9 protein-coding genes and 1 riboswitch are annotated in these 17,101 nt (G+C 73.7%); of the genes, 5 read left to right on the top strand and 4 right to left on the bottom strand.

The features are described 5' to 3' along the window. Nucleotides 1-74 precede the first annotated feature (74 nt). Nucleotides 75-1,730, bottom strand: a complete 1,656-nt coding sequence (locus LNK82_RS19930; RefSeq protein WP_230568522.1) for a fatty acyl-AMP ligase — start codon at nucleotides 1,728-1,730, stop codon at nucleotides 75-77. A gap of 286 nt (nucleotides 1,731-2,016) precedes the next feature. Here LNK82_RS19930 and LNK82_RS19925 point away from each other — a divergent pair, with 286 nt between their 5' ends. Further along, nucleotides 2,017-8,112 (top strand): type I polyketide synthase, encoded by a 6,096-nt coding sequence (locus LNK82_RS19925; RefSeq protein WP_230568521.1) that lies wholly within the window; start codon nucleotides 2,017-2,019, stop codon nucleotides 8,110-8,112. A gap of 52 nt (nucleotides 8,113-8,164) precedes the next feature. On the opposite strand, the gene LNK82_RS19920 is transcribed toward LNK82_RS19925, so the two are convergent. The 3 genes from LNK82_RS19920 to LNK82_RS19910 all read right to left on the bottom strand — a co-directional run bounded on the left by LNK82_RS19920 (nucleotide 8,165) and on the right by LNK82_RS19910 (nucleotide 11,921). Next, on the bottom strand, nucleotides 8,165-9,316 hold the full coding sequence (locus tag LNK82_RS19920) for a S8 family peptidase (RefSeq protein WP_230568520.1): 1,152 nt from the start codon (nucleotides 9,314-9,316) through the stop codon (nucleotides 8,165-8,167). 144 nt (nucleotides 9,317-9,460) lie between these two features. After that, complete coding sequence (locus LNK82_RS19915; protein ID WP_230568519.1) at nucleotides 9,461-10,408, bottom strand: DMT family transporter; 948 nt, start codon at nucleotides 10,406-10,408, stop codon at nucleotides 9,461-9,463. A 253-nt stretch (nucleotides 10,409-10,661) separates the two neighbouring features. Then, nucleotides 10,662-11,921: a cytochrome P450 gene (locus LNK82_RS19910; RefSeq protein ID WP_230568518.1), complete on the bottom strand. Its 1,260-nt coding sequence runs from the start codon at nucleotides 11,919-11,921 to the stop codon at nucleotides 10,662-10,664. A 103-nt stretch (nucleotides 11,922-12,024) separates the two neighbouring features. After that, nucleotides 12,025-12,137, top strand: a riboswitch (cobalamin riboswitch). Between the two features lie 91 nt (nucleotides 12,138-12,228). On the opposite strand from LNK82_RS19910, the gene LNK82_RS19905 reads away from it, so the two are divergent. From LNK82_RS19905 to LNK82_RS19890, 4 genes are read left to right on the top strand one after another with little or no spacing between them, the layout of a single operon-like run. Beyond that, nucleotides 12,229-13,530 (top strand): prenyltransferase/squalene oxidase repeat-containing protein, encoded by a 1,302-nt coding sequence (locus LNK82_RS19905; RefSeq protein WP_230568517.1) that lies wholly within the window; start codon nucleotides 12,229-12,231, stop codon nucleotides 13,528-13,530. A gap of 40 nt (nucleotides 13,531-13,570) precedes the next feature. Next, nucleotides 13,571-14,395, top strand: coding sequence for a hypothetical protein (locus tag LNK82_RS19900; protein WP_230568556.1), 825 nt, complete (start codon nucleotides 13,571-13,573; stop codon nucleotides 14,393-14,395). Continuing rightward, complete coding sequence (locus LNK82_RS19895; RefSeq protein WP_230568516.1) at nucleotides 14,392-15,468, top strand: CbiQ family ECF transporter T component; 1,077 nt, start codon at nucleotides 14,392-14,394, stop codon at nucleotides 15,466-15,468. The genes LNK82_RS19900 and LNK82_RS19895 overlap by 4 nt, the downstream gene beginning before the upstream one ends. Further along, nucleotides 15,465-17,066 (top strand): ABC transporter ATP-binding protein, encoded by a 1,602-nt coding sequence (locus tag LNK82_RS19890; protein WP_230568515.1) that lies wholly within the window; start codon nucleotides 15,465-15,467, stop codon nucleotides 17,064-17,066. The genes LNK82_RS19895 and LNK82_RS19890 overlap by 4 nt, the downstream gene beginning before the upstream one ends. Nucleotides 17,067-17,101 lie beyond the last annotated feature (35 nt).

The raw sequence follows: 17,101 nt of genomic DNA, 5'->3' as shown, positions 1-17,101 counted from the left end.
AAGATCGAGAACAGGGGTCCCCCTGGGCGGGGACCTCCGCGACGCGTCCGGGCCTGCGGTCACGAGGTGGGCGGTCACGAGGTGGGCAGCAGGCCGGCGAGGTAGCGGTCGCGGCAGGCGGTGCGCGAGAGCTTCCCGCTGGACGTCTTGGGCACCGAGCCCGGTTCGACCACGAGCACGTCCAGCACCCGCACGTCGTGATGTCGGGACACGGCGGCGCGCACGCGGGCGCGGACGCGGGACTGGTCGACGGCCGCGCGCGGCACCTTCGAGGACCGCTCGGCGACCACCACCATCGCCTCGCCGTCGACCGAGGGCACCGCGAACGCCGCCACGTGACCGCGCCGGATCACGTCGTCGGCCCCCTCCACCACCGCCTCCACGTCCTGCGGGTAGTGGTTGCGGCCGTCGATGACGATCAGGTCCTTGATCCGGCCGACCACGTACAGCTGGCCGTCGTGCAGCACGCCCAGGTCACCGGTGCGCAGCCAAGGTCCCGGCGGCGAACCCGGCAGCCGGGCGCCGAAGCCCTCCCCACCGGACCAATAGCCGGGCGAGACGTTCTCCCCGCACACCCAGATCTCGCCCACCCGGTCGCCGTCGACCCGCTCCCCCGTCACCGGGTCCACGATCGCGAGGTGCTGGTCGACCGCGCCGCCGCAGCCGACCAGCACGCTCGCCCGCTCCGGGTCGTCCTGGCGGACCGCGCGTCCTCGGGCGAGCGCGGCGCGGTCGAACCCGGTGGTCGTCGGCCGGGCGGCGGCGGTCACGAACACCGTCGCCTCGGCCAGGCCGTACGAGGGGCGCTGGGCGTCCGGCCGCAGCCCGCACGGCCCGAACGCCTCCTGGAACCGGGCCACCGTCGCAGCGTGCACCGGTTCGCTGCCGTTGATCAGCGCCACCGCGCCGCTCAGGTCCAACCCGGACCGTTCGGCCGCCGACACCCGCCGCACGCACAGGTCGTAGGCGAAGTTGGGCGCGGCGCTGAGGACGTTGCGCCGCCCGTGCATGGCCCGCAGCCACCGCGAAGGCCGGTAGAGGAACGCCGACGGGTCCATCAGCACCGCCTCGACACCGGTCACCAACGCCACGCCGACGCCGAGCACCAACCCCATGTCGTGGAACAGCGGCAGCCAGCTCACCGGCGACGCCACCACGTCGACCAGGCGGTAGGCGGTGAGCGCCTGGCGCACGTTGACCCGGAGGTTCCGGTCGGTCACCACCACACCGGCCGGTGCCCGCGTGGAGCCCGACGTGTACTGCAGGTAGGCGGGCCCGCCGAGCCGTCGCACGGGTGGTTCGGCGGACGGCGGCACGCTGCCGACCACCACCACGTCCAGGTCGAGCGCGGCGGGCGCGTCGGTGAGCGCGACGGTCGGCGCGCAGTCGCGCAGGATGCCGTCGAGGCGTTCGCGGTGGCCGTCGCCGGTGATCGGGAACAACGGCACGGCGAGCACGTCGGCGTACAGGCAGGCGACGAACGCCACCACGTAGTCCAGCCCTTGGGGCAGCAACAGCAGCGCGCGGTCGCCTGGCGCGCACCGGCGCCGCAGCTCGGCGGCCACGCCGCGGGCCCGTGCGTCCAGCTCGGCCCAGGTGATCGAGACCGGCACGCCGCGCGGGTCCGCCTCGTGGTCGAGGAACGTGAAGGCGGTGCGGCCGGGCCGGTCGCGGGCCCAGCGCAGCACGGCGTCCACGACCGTGCCGGTGGTGGTCGCGGTGACCGTCATGAACACCCTCTCCTCTGACAAAATCCCGAAATAGGTTTTGTGCGGTCGTCACAACTTTTGCCGAAGTGATTTCCAGCACGCCGGGCGCAGAAGCTACCGACGAGTAGAAGAACTGTCAACGACTACTTCCCGCGACCGGTCATTGACCCGATCAGCCTATTGTTCACCGGCGTTCGACCAGGCCACGATCGTTCGCACGCCGCAGACACCCGGATCACGGACGTGTCGTCCACCGCCTCACAAATACGTCGAGGCGTTTTTGTGGAAATCGTATGAAAGGTGACTCATGACCGGCTTCGACACGCCCGCGGAAGCGGAACTCCGCGCGTGGTTGGTGCGCGGCGTCGCGGAACTCGCCGACCTCGCCGAGGGCGAGGTGGACGTCGACCAGCCCTTGGCCGAACTCGGCCTGTCCTCACGTGACGCCGTCGTGCTCGCGGGCGCGTTGGGCGAGTTCCTGGACGTGCCGCTGCCCCCGACCGTGCTCTACCAGCACCCCACCATCGCCCGCCTGGCGCGCCACCTGGCCGGGCACGAGACCACGCCGGACACGGGGCCCGACCGTCCCGTGGACGAGGGCATCGCGGTGGTCGGCGTCGGCTGCCGACTGCCCGGCGGCGTCGACGGCCCCGACCGGCTGTGGGACTTCCTGCGCTCGGGCGGTGACGCGGTCACGCCCGCGCCGCCGGACCGGTGGCCCGGCCTGCCCGACGGCACGCCCCGGTTCGGCGGCTTCCTGCCCGACATCAGGGGTTTCGACGCCGAGTTCTTCGGCATCGCGCCGCACGAGGCCGCGTTGATGGACCCGCAGCAACGACTGGTGCTGGAGGTGTCGTGGGAGGCGCTGCACCACGCGGGCATCGCGCCGGACACGTTGCGCGGCAGCCGGACCGGCGTGTTCGTCGGCATCTCCACCGGCGAGTACGGCACGGCGAGCGCGGCGGACCTGAGCCGGGTGGAGCCCTGGACGGCGACCGGCGGCGCGTTGAGCATCGCCGCGAACCGGCTGTCGTACCTGCTGGACCTGCGCGGGCCGAGCCTGGCGGTGGACACGGCGTGCTCGTCGTCGCTGGTCGCCGTGCACCACGCGTGCCAGAGCCTGCGCGCGGGCGAGACGGACGCCGCCGTGGTCGCGGGGGTGAACCTGCTGCTCGGGCCGGCCGTCACGCTCACATTCCACCGGGCGGGCCTGCTGTCGGCCGACGGGCGCTGCAAGCCGTTCGACGCCGCCGCCGACGGTATCGCCCGGGCCGAGGGCTGTGCCGCGGTCGTGCTCAAGCGCCTGTCGGACGCGAGACGGGACGGCGACCGGGTGCTCGCGGTGATCCGGGGCAGCGGCGTGAACTCCGACGGGCGCTCGAACGGGCTGATGGCGCCGAACCCGCGGGCGCAGGCCGATCTGCTGCGCCGGGTCTACGCGGACGCGGGCGTCGACCCGTCCCGGGTGGACTACGTGGAGGCGCACGGCACCGGGACGCTGCTCGGCGACCCGATCGAGGTGGGCGCGCTGCGCGAGGTGCTCGGCCAGGACGAGGCTGCCCGCGACAACGGGCCGTTGCTGCTCGGGTCGGCGAAGTCGAACTTCGGCCACGCCGAGTCGGCCGCCGGTGTCATCGGGCTGGTGAAGGCGGTGCTGGCGGTACGGCACGGCGAGATCCCGCCGAGCCTGCACTTCCGCGCGCCCAACCCGCACATCGACTTCACCGGCTTGCGCGTGGTGACCGAGCCGACGCCGTGGCCGCGGTACTCGGGCCGGATCACGGCGGGTGTGTCGTCGTTCGGGTTCGGCGGCACGAACGCGCACGTGGTGCTGGAGGAGGCGCCCGCGACCGACCACGCCGACCGGCCCGACGGCCCCGCGTTCCTGGTGGTGTCCGGCACGTCCGAGGGGCGCGTGCGGCGGCACGCCTCGGCGTTGGCCGAGTGGCTGGCCACGACGCACGCCGACCTGCACGACGTGGGCGCGACCTTGGCCCGACGTCGTGGACGTGAGCCGCACGCCGCGGTGGTCGCCGGGCACGACCGGACCGCGGTGGTGGCCGGGTTGCGCGCGTTGGCCTCGGGAGAGCGCCCCGTGAGCAGGGCCGAACGTCGCACCGGCGCCGTGTGGGTGTTCTCCGGGTACGGCTCGGGCTGGGCCGGGATGGGACGTCGGCTGCTCGACGCGGAACCGGTGTTCGCGGCGGCGGTGGACGAGGTGGACCGGCTGATCGCGCCGCACTCGGTGCGGTCGTTGCTGGAATCGCCGTCGGACACCTTGGGCGACGGCCAGATCGCGTTGTTCGGCGTGCAGGTCGCCCTGGCCCGGCTCTGGGAGTCACGCGGGCTGCGGCCGGCGGCGGTGATCGGGCAGTCCGCGGGCGAAGTCGCCGCGGCGGTGGTGAGCGGCGCGTTGTCCCTCGCCGACGCCGCCCTCGTGATCACCACCAGGGCCCGGCTGCTGGACGTGGTCGACGCGGCGGGCGGCGGCGGGATGGCTGCGGTCGACCTGCCCGCCGACGAGGTGGACGACCCGGCGCTGTCGGTCGCGGTGCACGCCGCACCACGCCGCTGCACGGTGTCCGGCCCGGCGGACCGGCTCGCCGCCCTGGTCGCCCGGGTCGAGGCGGGCGGCGGGACGGCGCGCGTGCTGCCGCTGCGCACCAGCGGCCACTCCCCCGCCGTCGAGCCGGTGCTGGACGAGCTGGCGTCGGCCCTGCGCGAGGTGGCCGGACGGCGTGGTGACGTGCCGCTGTACGGGACCGTGCTGGCCGATCCGAGGCACGCGCCGCCGTTCACCGCCGCCTACTGGGCCGCGCACATGCGCCACCCGGTGCGGTTCACCCAGGCCGTGACCGCTGCGATCGAGGACGGCTTCACCGCGTTCCTCGAGGTCTCGCCGCATCCCGTGGCGCTGTCCGCGATCGCCGAGCACGCGCCCTCCCTCGCGCTCGTCGGCTCGCTGCGCCGGGACACCGACGACGTCCGCACCTTCCACGACAACCTCGCGTCGCTCCACCTGCACGGCCTGGTGCCCGCCCGAGGAGTCACCGACGTGCCGACCGCGCCCTGGGAGCACCGTCCGCACTGGACCACTCCCCCGACCCGTCCGGCGGACCGGCACCCGCTGCTCGGCGACCACGTCGAACTGCCCGACGGCACGCACGCGTGGCACGCCGACGTAGGGCTGGCCGCGCTGCCGTGGCTGGGCGACCACCGGGTGCAGGACACCGCCGTGCTGCCCGGCGCGGCGTACGTGGAGATCGCCCTCGCCGCCGGCGCGCAGGTGGTGCCGGGTCCGCTCGCGGTGCGTGACGTGGCGTTCGAGGCGCTGCTCCCCCTGGCCGACGAGGTCCCGCTGAGCACCACGTTCCGGGCCGGACGCGTCGAGGTGCACGCGAAGACCGCCGACGGGTGGGTCCGGCACGCCACCGCCACCGTCGTGCCGGGCGAAGAGCGCGGCGCCCCACCGCCGGTCCGCAGTGGACTCGAACCGGTGGCCTTGTACGAGCGGCTGGCCGAGGTCGGGATGAACTACGGTCCGGCCTTCCGGGGCGTCCGGTCCGCCCTGGCCGGCGCCGGTGCGGCGAGTTGCCTGGTCGACCGGCCGGACGGCCCGGACCGCATGTTGCGGCTGCCGCCGACGCTGCTCGACTCGTGCCTGCACGCGCTCGCCGCCGCCGCGCTCGACCTCGCCGCCGGTGGGCCGTACCTGCCGGTCGGCATCGGCGCCGTGCGGCTGCACGGTGACCCGCGCCGTGCGCACCGGTGCGAGGCCGTGGTCCGCGAGAGCGGCGGCGGTGAGCTGACCGGGTCGGTGTGGCTCCACGACGACGCCGGCACCCTGCTGGTGGAGGTCGTGGACGTCCGCGTGCGGCCGGCGTCCGTGGCGTTGCCCGGGCCGGCGTTGGAGATCGGGTGGGAACGGCACGACCTGCCCGCCGTCGAGGACGCGTCCCGCACGTGGCTGCTGCTCGCCGACTCCCCGACCCTGGCCCGCGTCCTGATCGACGCCGGCCAGCACGTGACGACCGATCCCTCGGCGGCGGCCGACGGGATCGTGTTCGTCCCCGGTGGTCTCGAACAGGACTTGGCGCGGTTGTCGGCGTTGGCGCACGACGCGCGGCGGTTGTGGATCGTCACGCGGGACGCGGCGTGCGTCCTGGACGGTGAGGCGGGCGTGCCGGAGCAGGCCGCGTTGCGCGGCGCGGTGCGGGTGTTGGCGTTCGAACGGCCGCAACTGCGGGCCACGATCGTGGACGTCGACGACGTCGCGGTGCTGCCGCGCGAACTCCTCGCCGACCGGGCCGACGACGAGGTCGCCTGGCGTGGTGGCGTGCGGTACGCGGCACGGCTGCGGCGCGCGGAGGTCGACGTGCCCGCGACGGGGTCGGTGGTCGACTCGGGCGCGTACCTGATCACCGGCGGATTGGGCGCGTTGGGGCTGGTCATGGCCCGGTGGCTGGCCGAACGCGGTGCCGCGCGGATCGTGCTGTGCGGTCGTCGTGAGCCGTCGCCGGACGCGCGGGCCGAGGTGGCGAAGCTGCGGGCGCTCGGCGCGGACGTCGTCGTGGTGACCGGTGACGTCGCCGAACCCGGCGTGGCCGAGCGGGCGGTGACGGCGGCGGTGGACGGCGGGTCGCGGCTGTGCGGGGTGGTGCACGCGGCCGGTGTGCTGGCCGACGCGCCGTTCGACCGGCTCGACCCGGCCGACGTGCGGCGCGTGCTGCGGCCCAAGGTCGACGGCGCGCTGCGGCTGCACGAGGCGACGGCCGGGTGTCGGCTGGACTGGTTCGTGGTGTTCTCCTCGGCGGCGGCCCTGCTCGGCTCGCCCGGCCAGGCCGCGTACGCGGTGGCCAACGCGTGGCTGGACGGGTTCGCCCGGTGGCGGCGGGCGTCGGGGCTGCCCGCCACGACGATCGACTTCGGCGCGTGGAGCCGGGTCGGGCTGGCCCGGGACAACGACAACCCGCTGCTGCGGCCGATCTCGCCGGCCGAGGGCGTGCAGGCGGTGGAGGCGTTGCTGCTGTCCGGACGGGTGGCGACCGGTGTGGTGAGGTTCGACCGGCGGCGGGTGGTGGAGCTGTTCCCGGGGCTCGCGCACCGGCCGTTCTTCGAGTCGTTCCTCCAGCCTTCGTCCGACGTGCCGGCGGCGGACCGGCTGAGCGCGATCGTGGCCAGGGTGATGGGTGGCGCGCCGGATCCCTCGCTGCCGTTGACGTCGCTGGGGTTGGACTCGTTGATGGCGATGCGGTTGCGCAACGCGGTCGAGCACGACCTGGGGGTGGAGCTGCCGGTGCCGCTGCTGCTGCGCGGGGCCAGCCTGCGTGACGTCGAGCGTCACCTCTCCGGGGTCGAACGTGGGGCTTCGACCCGGGTCGAGCCGCGCGACCCGACCGAGCGGTGGCTGTTCGGGCTGTGGGCGGAGGTGCTGGGACGGCGGGACTTCGGCGTGCGCGACGACTTCTTCGCCCTCGGCGGCTCGCGGGAACGGCTGCTGGCGCTCGTCCGCCGACGGGTCGCTGCCGACGACTCCCTGTTCACCTCGCCCACCGTGGAGGCGATGGCCGAACGGCTGCGTGCGGCGTTCGAGGACGCGGGCGGGCCGGTGCGGGTGCTGCGCGCGGGCGGGTCGCGGCGGCCGGTGCACCTGTTCCACCCTGCGGGCGGCCCGACCAGCGTGTACGAGCCGTTGGTCGGGTTGCTGGAGGACCGGCCCTGCTACGGGTACGAGCGGATCGACGAGGTGCCGGACATCCCGGCCAAGGCGGCGCGGTACGTGGAGCTGGTGCGGTCGGTGCAGCCGTCCGGGCCGTACGTGCTGGGCGGCTGGTCGTTCGGCGGGTGCCTGGCGCACGAGGTGGCGTGCCTGCTGCTGGACGAGGGCGCCGAGGTCGAACTGGTGGTGATGATCGACACGGTCCGGCCGCTGCCCGCGCCCGAGGTCTCGCCCGCCGACCTCGTGCGCCACCGGTTCGCCCGGTACGTCCAACACGTCGAGGAGGTCTACGGCGCGTCGGTCGAGCTGCCGTGGGAGTCGTTGTCCGCGTCGGACGACGTGGGGCAGATCGACGCGGTGCTCGCCGCCGTCGCCGACCTGGGCATCAGCCCCGGCGCGCTGCGCCACCAGCGGACGTCCTACCTGGACGCGCGGGCGGCTGAGCGGTTCACGCCGCGGCACTACCCGGGCCGCGTCGTGTTCTACCGGGCGACCGACCGGGAGACGTTGACCACCGTGCTCGACCCGCGCTACCTGCGCCGGCAGGACGACGACGACCTCGGGTGGGCCGACGCGTGCGGCGTGCTGGAGGTCGTGCCGGTGCCCGGTGACCACCTCTCGATGGTGGACCTGCCGCACGTGTCCGTTGTCGCACGGCACCTCTCGGAGGTGTTGGACGCGTAGGGTGCCCCGGCGCGCGGGGTGAGGGCGCGAAACCCCCGCGCGCCGGGGACGGTCACAGGCCGTTGGTGAACAGCAGGCGGTTGACCGTGCCGCCGGTGCCGCCACCGCTGACGACGTTCGGCGTGGCGCCGGAGTTCAGCCAGTTGTGCACGGTGGCCGAGGGCTGGTCGCCGAACCGCTGCTTGTAGAGCGCGGCCACGCCCGCCACGTGCGGCGTCGCCATCGACGTGCCGCTCATCGTGCCCGCGCCGCCGGTGCGGACGGTCGAGACGATCGAGCTGCCCGGCGCGTAGAGGTCGACGCACGCGCCCGTGCTGGAGAACGACGACCGGGCGTCGGTGTTCGTGGAGGACGCCACCACGCTGGCCGTCTCCACCTTGCGCGGCAGGCGGTCGCACGAGTTGCCGCCGGTGTTGCCCGCCGAGGTGGCCAGGAAGACGCCCGCGGCGATCATGTTGCGGATCGCGGTCTCCAGGCTGGCCGACGCGGTGAAGTTCCACGACGTGTTGGCCACGGCCGGCTTGGTGTGGTTGGCGGTGACCCAGTTGATCGCGTTGAGCGCCGCCGTGGTGGTCGCGCCGCCGGAGCAGTTCATCATCTTCACGCCGTGCAGCCGCACGCCCTTGGCGATGCCGTAGGTGTTCGAGCCGATGGTGCCGGCGACGTGCGTGCCGTGGCCGTGGCAGTCGGTGTTGTTGCTGTCGATGCCGTTGTAGTCGAACGTGGCCCGGCCGCCGTAGTCCGCGTGACCCGGCGTGATGCCGGTGTCGATGATGTAGGCGTGCACGCCCGCGCCGGTGTAGGTGTACGTGTAGCTCGCCGACAGCGGCAGGTTGCGCTGGTCGACCCGGTCGATGCCCCACGACGGCGGGTTGGCCTGGGTGGCGTCGAGCGCGTCGGTGACGAGCACGTCCTGCTCGATCGTGGTGACCGCGGGGTCACGGCTGAGCTTGCGCAGCTGCGCCGGGGTGAGCTTGGCGGCGAAGCCGTGGAACGCCGCGTCCCAGACGTGGGTCGGCGTCACGCCGGCGGTGGCGGCCACGCTCGCGCCGCCGCGGGCCGTCGCGCCGAGGGTGACGATGTAGGAGTCCTTGATGGGGTGGACGGTCGCGGACGCCGTCGCGGTGACGATGTCGACCTGGTGCGGGGGTTCGGCCGAGGCGGTGGTGGCGGTGAGGCCGACGGCGGTGGTCGCGACGGCCACAACGGTGAGCGTTCGACGGAAAGGACGCACGGGTTGGCTCCTTCGGGTGAACCCGGGCGAGTGCGCCCCGACGCAGGGTTGACGGGGCGAACGGTCACTCGACCGAGGTTCAGACCAGCAGCCTGACCAGCGGTTATGCCATGGTCAACCGACGTCGGCCGAACGGCCGCCACCGCCGTCACGCTCGGTCGACATAACCGACAACTGGTAACGCCCGGTTCGCTCTCCCGGCCGCTTGGCCGGGGCCAACCGGGTCAGGGCGACCCCGACCAGGACCACGGCCATCCCGGCCACGATCCGTGCCGTCAGCGGCTCGTCCAGCACGATCGCGCCCAGCGCGACGGACACGACCGGCAGCAGGTAGCCGACCGTGGCGGCGCTGGTCGGGCCTTCGTCCTCGATGATCCGGTAGTTGAGGACGAACGTGATGCCGGTGCCGAAGACGCCGAGCACCACCACCGCGACGATCGCGGTGGCGTTGGGCGTGGCCGGGGTGTCGTCGAACGGGAGCATGAGGGCGGCCAGGCCCGTGGCGGCGGTGAGCTGGGCGGCGGACACCGCGACGGGGCCGCCTTCGCCGACCAGCTTGCGTCCCATGTAGGCGAACGCGACCGCGTAGCTGGCCGCCGCGCCGAGGAGGACGAGAGCGCCGACGCCGGCCAGGCCGTGCTGCCGCCAGGGGGCGAAGATCAGCAGGACGCCGGCGAAGCCGAGGACGAGGCCGGCCACCCGGACCGGCGTGACGCCGCGGTCCGTGCCGATCGCCAGTCCGATGAGGAGCGAGAACAGCGGGGTGGTCGCGTTGAGGACGCCCGCCACGCCGGAGTCGACGGTCTGCTCGCCGATCGCGAAGAGCAGGAACGGCAGGGCGTTGCAGAAGAACGCCGCGACCACCAGGTGGCCCCACAACCTCGCCGGGAACCTCTGCCGCCCGACCCCCGCCATGACCACCAGCACGGCCGCGCCGAGCGCGCACCGGATCACCGTGATCTGCACCGGCGACAACCCGGTCAGGGCCAGCTTGATCCACAGGAACCCCGACCCCCACAAGAGGGCCAGCACACCCAACCGCAGCACGCCACGTCCGGTCATGGGACCACCGTCCCCCACGACCACCTTCAAGAAAAGTGAAACATCATGACGCCACGTTAAGCAGCGCTACAACGTCGCTTCCACCTGAACGTAGAACTCGGGGTACCTGAACGTTCGACACGCGGGCGCCGAACGTAGGACTCGCGCGAGAGTCCTACGTTCACACCGCGCGTGTCGAACCTCCAGCGCCCGCGTGTCGAACGTTCGGAACGCGCGTGTCCTACGTTCAGGACCCCCGAGTTCAACGTTCAGGTCAGCGGGTGTGGACGAGCAGCGACTCGACACCGTGCACGATCGACGCGGCCCGGAACGCCGGCCGTTCATCGGCCAGGCGCAGGTTCGGGAAGCGGCGCAGCAGGGCCGGGTAGGCGGCGCGCAGCTCCAACCGCGCCAACTCCGCGCCGACGCACCGGTGCGCGCCGTACCCGAACGCCAGGTGCGACGACGACGAACGGCCGGCGTCGAACTCCGACGCGTCCTCGCGGTTCGCCGCCGACAGCGACACCACGACCACGTCGCCTTCCTCGATCTGCTGGTCACCGACCCGCAACGCGTGCCGCGCGAACCGCGGGAACGCCACCTGCACCACGCTCAGGTGCCGCAGCAACTCCTCGACCAACGGCGCCGCCGCCGCGTCGTCATCACGCATCGCCGCACGCGCGGCGTCGTCCCTCAGCAGCACGATCGCGCCCAGCGCGAGCATCGACGCCGTGGTGTCGAACCCGCCGGTCAGCACACCGTCGGCCAAGCCCGCCAGCTCGACGTCGCTCACGTCGTCGCCGTGCTGCCGGATGATCGAGCCGATCAGGCCGTCCCCCGGAGACCGGCGCTCGCGACGCACGATCTCCTCCATGTACGACAGCGACTCCGAGATCGCGCCCAGCGCCTGCCCCGCGCCGCCGAACAGGTCGAACCGCGCCGCCGCGAGCTCCTGGAACCGGTCGCGGTCCTCATAGGGCACGCCGAGCAGCTCGCAGATCGTCAACGACGGGATCGGCAGCGCGAACTCCTGCACCAGGTCCACCGGCCCGTCGGCGGCCTCCATGGCGTCCAGCCGCTCGGTGACGATCGCGTCGATGCGCGGCACGAGCCGCGACAGCCTGCGCATGGTGAACTCCGGCGTGAGCAGCTTGCGCAGCCGGGTGTGGTCGGGCGGGTCGGCGAAGCCGAGCCCACCGGGCGACTGCTCCAGCCGACCGACCGCCGCGCCGAGCCGCGCGTAGTCGTTGCTGAACGCCCCTGTGTCGGAAAGCACGTTCTTCGCTTCGTCCTGACCGGTGACCAACCACACCCGCAAGCCGAACGGCACCGGGATCCGGTGCACCGCGCCGGACTCCCGCATCCGCTCCAACTCGGGCACCGGCACCACCCCGTCCCGCTTCAGCGGAACCAGCGCACGGTCCGGGAGCAGCGAAAACGCCCGCGATCCGATCTTGCCCAACACCCACCGCGTCGCCGAACGCCGTGCGACCCACGCCACCAAGCCGTCGCGCACGGACGCCAGAGTCGTCATCGAACACCCCTCTTCCCCAGACTGGATCGCCCGACGGTAACCGCACGCACGGGTGAGCAGCATCGCGCTAGAGGCGGATTGACACTTCAAGGTCCGTGACAGACGATCGGCAATCGCGCGCGATACGGGGGAAGCCGGTCGAAATCCGGCGCTGACCCGCAACGGTAGGTCCCACCGGGGACGAGCCCGAACGCCCGTCGCGCGTGCCACGCTCCCGACACCGTCGAGGTCAACGGGTCGGAGCCCGGGGGAAGTCGGTCACGGCTGTCCGGGGTCCGCCCACGCCTTGCCCCCGGAAAGGCCGAACATGTCGTTGAGACGGACCGCCGCCGTCATCCTCACCGCCGCGGTCGCCGCGCTCGCGTCGGCTCCCGCCGCCCAGAGCCAGGAGCGGGTGGCGCCCACGACGGACGTGAGCGACGCCGCCGCCGGCTGGCTCGCCCGGCAGCTCGTCGACGGCGACCACTTCGAGAACGTCTTCGACGGCGTCGCCTACCCCGACCAGGGCCTCACGCTGGACGCAGTGTTCGCGTTCACCGCGGCCGGCGTGGCGTCCGCGAGCTCGGACAAGGCCGCCGCCTGGCTCGCCGAGCCCGCGATCATCGCCGGCTACCTGCACGGCGGCGACCCGGCCGAGTCGTACGCGGGCGCGCACGCCAAGCTGGCGTTGGCGGCCCGGGTGCGCGGCCAGGACCCGACGGCGTTCGGCGGCGAGGACCTGATCGCCGGCCTCACCGCGCTCCAGGCGCCGTCCGGGCGGTTCCAGGACAAGTCGCAGTGGGGCGACTACTCCAACGGTTTCACCCAGGCGTTCGCGGTGCTCGCGCTGGACCGGTGGGAGGGTGCGCCGCAGGCCGCCGTCGACTACCTCGTCGGCACGCAGTGCCCGGACGGCGGGTTCCCGCTGGTCCTGGAGGCCGAAGCCTGTGAGTCGCACGTGGACGCCACCGCGATGGTCGTGCAGGCGCTGCTGGCGGTCGACAAGTCCGCCGAGGCGGGCGAGGCGCTCGACTGGCTGACCGGCGTGCAGCAGCCCGGCGGCGGGTTCCGCGACGAGGGCCAGGCCGGCGAGGGCAACGCCAACAGCACCGGGCTGGCCGCGCAGGCGTTGCGCGCGGGCGGTCGGACGGCCGCCGCGAACCTGGCGGCCGGGTTCCTGACGTCGTTGCAGGTCGGCTGCACGGCCGCCGAGGCGGGCCGGGGCGCGATCGCGTTCGACAAGACGGGGTTCACGCAGGCCACGTCGTTGCGCGCGAGCGCACAGGGCGTCCTCGGCCTGGTGGGCGTGAGCTTCGCGGACCTGACGGCGGGGGGCGGCACGCCGTCCGCGCCGGTGCTCGACTGCCAGGTCACCACCACTACGCCGACGTCGACCTCCACGTCCACTTCGGACACCACGACGACGACCACTGCCGCCACCACCACCTCGGACACCACTGCCACCAGCACGACGACGACCGCCGTGGTGGCCGTGGCGGGCAACCGCGGCAACCTCGCCCGCACGGGCGTGGAGGTCGGTCCGATGCTGTGGATCGGCGCGTTGCTGATGGTGGGTGGCGTGCTCGCGGTCGTCCTGGCGCGTCGGCGGTACGCGGAGGCACGGAAGTGACGGCACGTGATCGCGGCACGCCGACCGCGTTCGTGACGCGATGACCGGCCGGTTGCGGCGTGGCCTGACGGCGCTGGCCGCCGTCGGGCTCGTCCTGGCGTCCGCCCCGCCGACCGCCCAGGCGGCCGAGTGCTCGGGCGTCACGGTGGTCGTCGACTTCCGCTCCCTGGGCGGCGGCGTGCAGACGGGGTGCGCTCCGGGTGATCCCGCCACGGGGACGGCCGCGCTGACCGCCGCCGGGTTCGGCTACACGTTCGCGTCCCGGCAGCCCGGTTTCGTGTGCCGGATCAACGGCAAGCCGAGCAGCGACCCGTGCGTGAACACGTCCCCGACCACCGCGTACTGGGGTTACTGGCACGGCCAACCCGGCGGTTCGTGGGTTTACGGCAACACCAGCGCCGGCGCGTACGACCCCCCTCCGGGAAGCGTCGAGGGCTGGTCGTTCGGCGCGGGTGAACCGCCGGGCATCGCGCCGCCCGCGCCCGCGCCGAAACCCACGCAGCCCGCGCCGCGGCAACCGGCGCCCGGTCAGCCCACGCAACCCGTCCAACCCGTCCAACCCGGACAACCAGCACCACAACCGGGTCAGCCGACCCAGCAGGCCACCCAGCAGCCCGAGACGACGTCCGCGTCGACCACCGCCGGGACGACTACCGCACCGCCCTCGTCGTCGGCGGCGACCACGTCCGGCAGCACGACGTCGGGTTCCGCCGCGCCGACGGGCTCGACGTCGGTCGCCGTGGAGCCGACGGCGGGCACGTCGTCCGGCGGCACGGTGGGCTTGGTCGTCGGGATCGTGGTGATCGCCGCGTTGGCCGGTCTCGGTCTGTGGACCGCGCGCCGGCGCGCCAAGGCGACGGAGTGAGCCTGCACCCCGGCGCGTGGTGGCTGTGGGCGTTGTGCCTCGCCGCCGTGGCCGGCCGCGCCACCAACCCGGTGTTGTTGGCGCTGGTGATCGCCGTCGCGGGGTACGTGGCCGTGTCCTGCCGCGAGGACACCCCGTGGGCCGGCGCGTACGGGGTGTTCCTCAAGTTCGCGTTGGTGGTGCTCGCCATCCGGGTGGTGCTGCACGTGTTGCTGGGTGGCGTGAGCGGGCCGACGGTGCTGGTGACGTTGCCGGAAATCCCGTTGCCGGAGTGGACGAAGGGCATCCGGCTGGGCGGCCCGGTCAGCGCCGAAGGGCTCGCTTTCGCGTTGTACCAAGGGCTTCAGCTGGCGACGTTGCTGTGCTGCGTCGGCGCGGCGAACGCGTTGGCCAACGCGAAGCGGCTGCTGCGGTCGTTGCCGGCCGCGTTGTACGAGGTGAGCGTCGCGGTGGTGGTGGCGTTGACGGTCGCGCCGCAGTTGGTGGCCAGCGCGCGGTCGGTGCGGCGGGCGCGGGCGCTGCGGGGGGACGTGGTGCGCGGCGTGAAGGCGATGCGGGTCTTGATGGTGCCGGTGTTGGAGGACGCGTTCGAGCGGTCGCTGGTGCTGGCCGCGGCGATGGACTCGCGCGGGTACGGCCGGACGGCGGGGCTGCCGAAGCGGACCAGGGTGGTGACCGGTGTGCTGGTGCTCGGCGGGTTGCTGGGGCTGTGCTTCGGCGCGTACGGGCTGCTCGGCGGCAGCGCGCCGGGCGTGGTCGGCACGCCGATGCTGGTGGTGGGCTCGGCGCTGGCCGTCACGGGTTTGTGGACGGGGTCGCGACGGGTGCGGCGCAGCCGGTACCGGCCGGACCGGTGGGGCCCGCGCGAGCTGGTGATCATCGGGTCGGGGCTGGTCGCGGCGCTGGCGACGTTCCTCGCGCCGCAGGACCTGGGCGGCGGCGCGTTGACGCCGAGCACCGTGCCGCTGACCGTGCCGGAACTGCCGCTGCTGCCCGCGGTCGGTCTGCTGTGCGCGCTCGCGCCCGTCGTCATCGCCAGGAACGCAGGCGCCAGGAACAGGGTGAACACGTGATCCGGTTCGAGAACGTCTCCGTCACCTACCGCGACGCCGACGCGCCCGCGTTGGCCGCGGTGGACCTGCACGTGCCGGAAGGCGAGTTGTGCCTGGTGGTCGGGCGGACGGGGTCGGGCAAGTCGACGCTGTTGCGCGCGGTCAACGGCCTGGTGCCGCACTTCACCGGCGGCACGCTCACCGGCCGGGTGCTCGTGGCCGGACGCGACACCCGCACTCACCCGCCGCGCGAGCTGGCCGACGTGGTGGGCATGGTGGCGCAGGACCCGCAGGCCGGGTTCGTCACCGATTCGGTCGAGGAGGAGCTGGCGTACTCGATGGAGTCGCTGGCGCTGGCGCAGCCGGTGATGCGCAAGCGGGTCGAGGAGACGTTGGACCTGCTCGGCCTCGCGGACCTGCGGCACCGGCCGCTGGCGACGTTGTCGGGCGGGCAGCAGCAACGCGTGGCCGTCGGCGCGGCCCTGACCGCGCACCCGCGCGTGTTGGTGCTGGACGAGCCGACCTCGGCGCTGGACCCCGGTGCGGCGGAGGACGTGCTGGCCGCGCTGCACCGGCTCGTGCACGACCTGGGCATGACCGTGCTGATCGCCGAGCACCGGCTGGAACGGGTCGCGCAGTACGCCGACCGCGTGGTGTGGCTGCCCGGCGGTGGTCTGCCGCCGGTCGCGGGCGAACCCGGCCCGGTGCTGGCGGACGCCCCGGTCGCGCCGCCCGTGGTGCGGTTGGGTCAGCTGGCCGGGTGGGAGCCGGTGCCGGTGTCGATCCGCGACGCGCGGCGGTTGGCCGCTCCGCTGCGGGACCGTCTGCCCGAGCCGCCGGTGGCGACACCGGCGCGGCCGGCGGAGTTGGTGCACGCGCGTGACCTGCGGGTGCGGTACTCCGGTGTGGACGCTCTGCGTGGGGTGTCGTTGAGCGTCGGCGCGGGTGAGCGGGTGGCCGTGATGGGTCGCAACGGGTCGGGGAAGTCGAGCCTGCTGTGGGCGGTGCAGGGCACGGGCAAGCGGTCCGGCGGCGAGGTCGCGGTGGACGGCGTCGACCCGGCGACGCTCAAGCCCGGCCCGCGGCGCAAGGCCATCGGTCTGGTGCCGCAGCAGCCCGGTGACCTGCTGTACCTGCACACCGTCGGCGGCGAGTGCGCGCAGGCGGACCGCGAGTCGGACAAGGCCGAGGGCACGTGCCGCGAGTTCCTGGACCGGCTCGCGCCGGGCATCCCGGACGACCGGCACCCGCGTGACCTGTCGGAGGGGCAGCGGCTCGCGCTGGTGCTGGCCGTGGCGCTCACCCCGTCGCCGCGGGCGATCCTGCTGGACGAGCCGACGCGGGGCTTGGACTACCCGGCCAAGACGCGGCTCGCGGCGGCGTTGCGCGCTCTCGCCGACGACGGGCACGCGATCGTGCTGGCGACGCACGACGTGGAGTTCGTGGCGGAGTACGCGAGCCGGGTCGTGGTGCTGGCCGAGGGCGAGGTGGTGGCCGACGGACCGACCGCCGAGGTGGTCACCGCGTCACCGGTCTTCTCGCCGCAGGTGGCGAAGGTGCTCGCGCCGGCGCCGTGGCTGACGGTGGCGGACGTCCGCGCGGCTTTGGCGGCCCGGTGAACCCCGGCCGCGCGCAACTCCCGGCTGGCACGGGC

The sequence above is a fragment of the Saccharothrix luteola genome, assembly GCF_020859565.1.
GTDB classification, from domain to species: Bacteria; Actinomycetota; Actinomycetes; order Mycobacteriales; family Pseudonocardiaceae; genus Actinosynnema; species Actinosynnema luteola.
This window is presented reverse-complemented; position numbering and strand designations above follow the sequence as displayed.

Coding starts and splice junctions, on each gene's coding strand:
- LNK82_RS19930 (WP_230568522.1), bottom strand. CDS start 1,730: ATGACGGTCACCGCGACCACCACCGGCACGGTCGTGGACGCCGTGCTG.
- LNK82_RS19910 (WP_230568518.1), bottom strand. CDS start 11,921: ATGACGACTCTGGCGTCCGTGCGCGACGGCTTGGTGGCGTGGGTCGCA.
- LNK82_RS19915 (WP_230568519.1), bottom strand. CDS start 10,408: ATGACCGGACGTGGCGTGCTGCGGTTGGGTGTGCTGGCCCTCTTGTGG.
- LNK82_RS19905 (WP_230568517.1), top strand. CDS start 12,229: ATGTCGTTGAGACGGACCGCCGCCGTCATCCTCACCGCCGCGGTCGCC.
- LNK82_RS19925 (WP_230568521.1), top strand. CDS start 2,017: ATGACCGGCTTCGACACGCCCGCGGAAGCGGAACTCCGCGCGTGGTTG.
- LNK82_RS19900 (WP_230568556.1), top strand. CDS start 13,571: ATGACCGGCCGGTTGCGGCGTGGCCTGACGGCGCTGGCCGCCGTCGGG.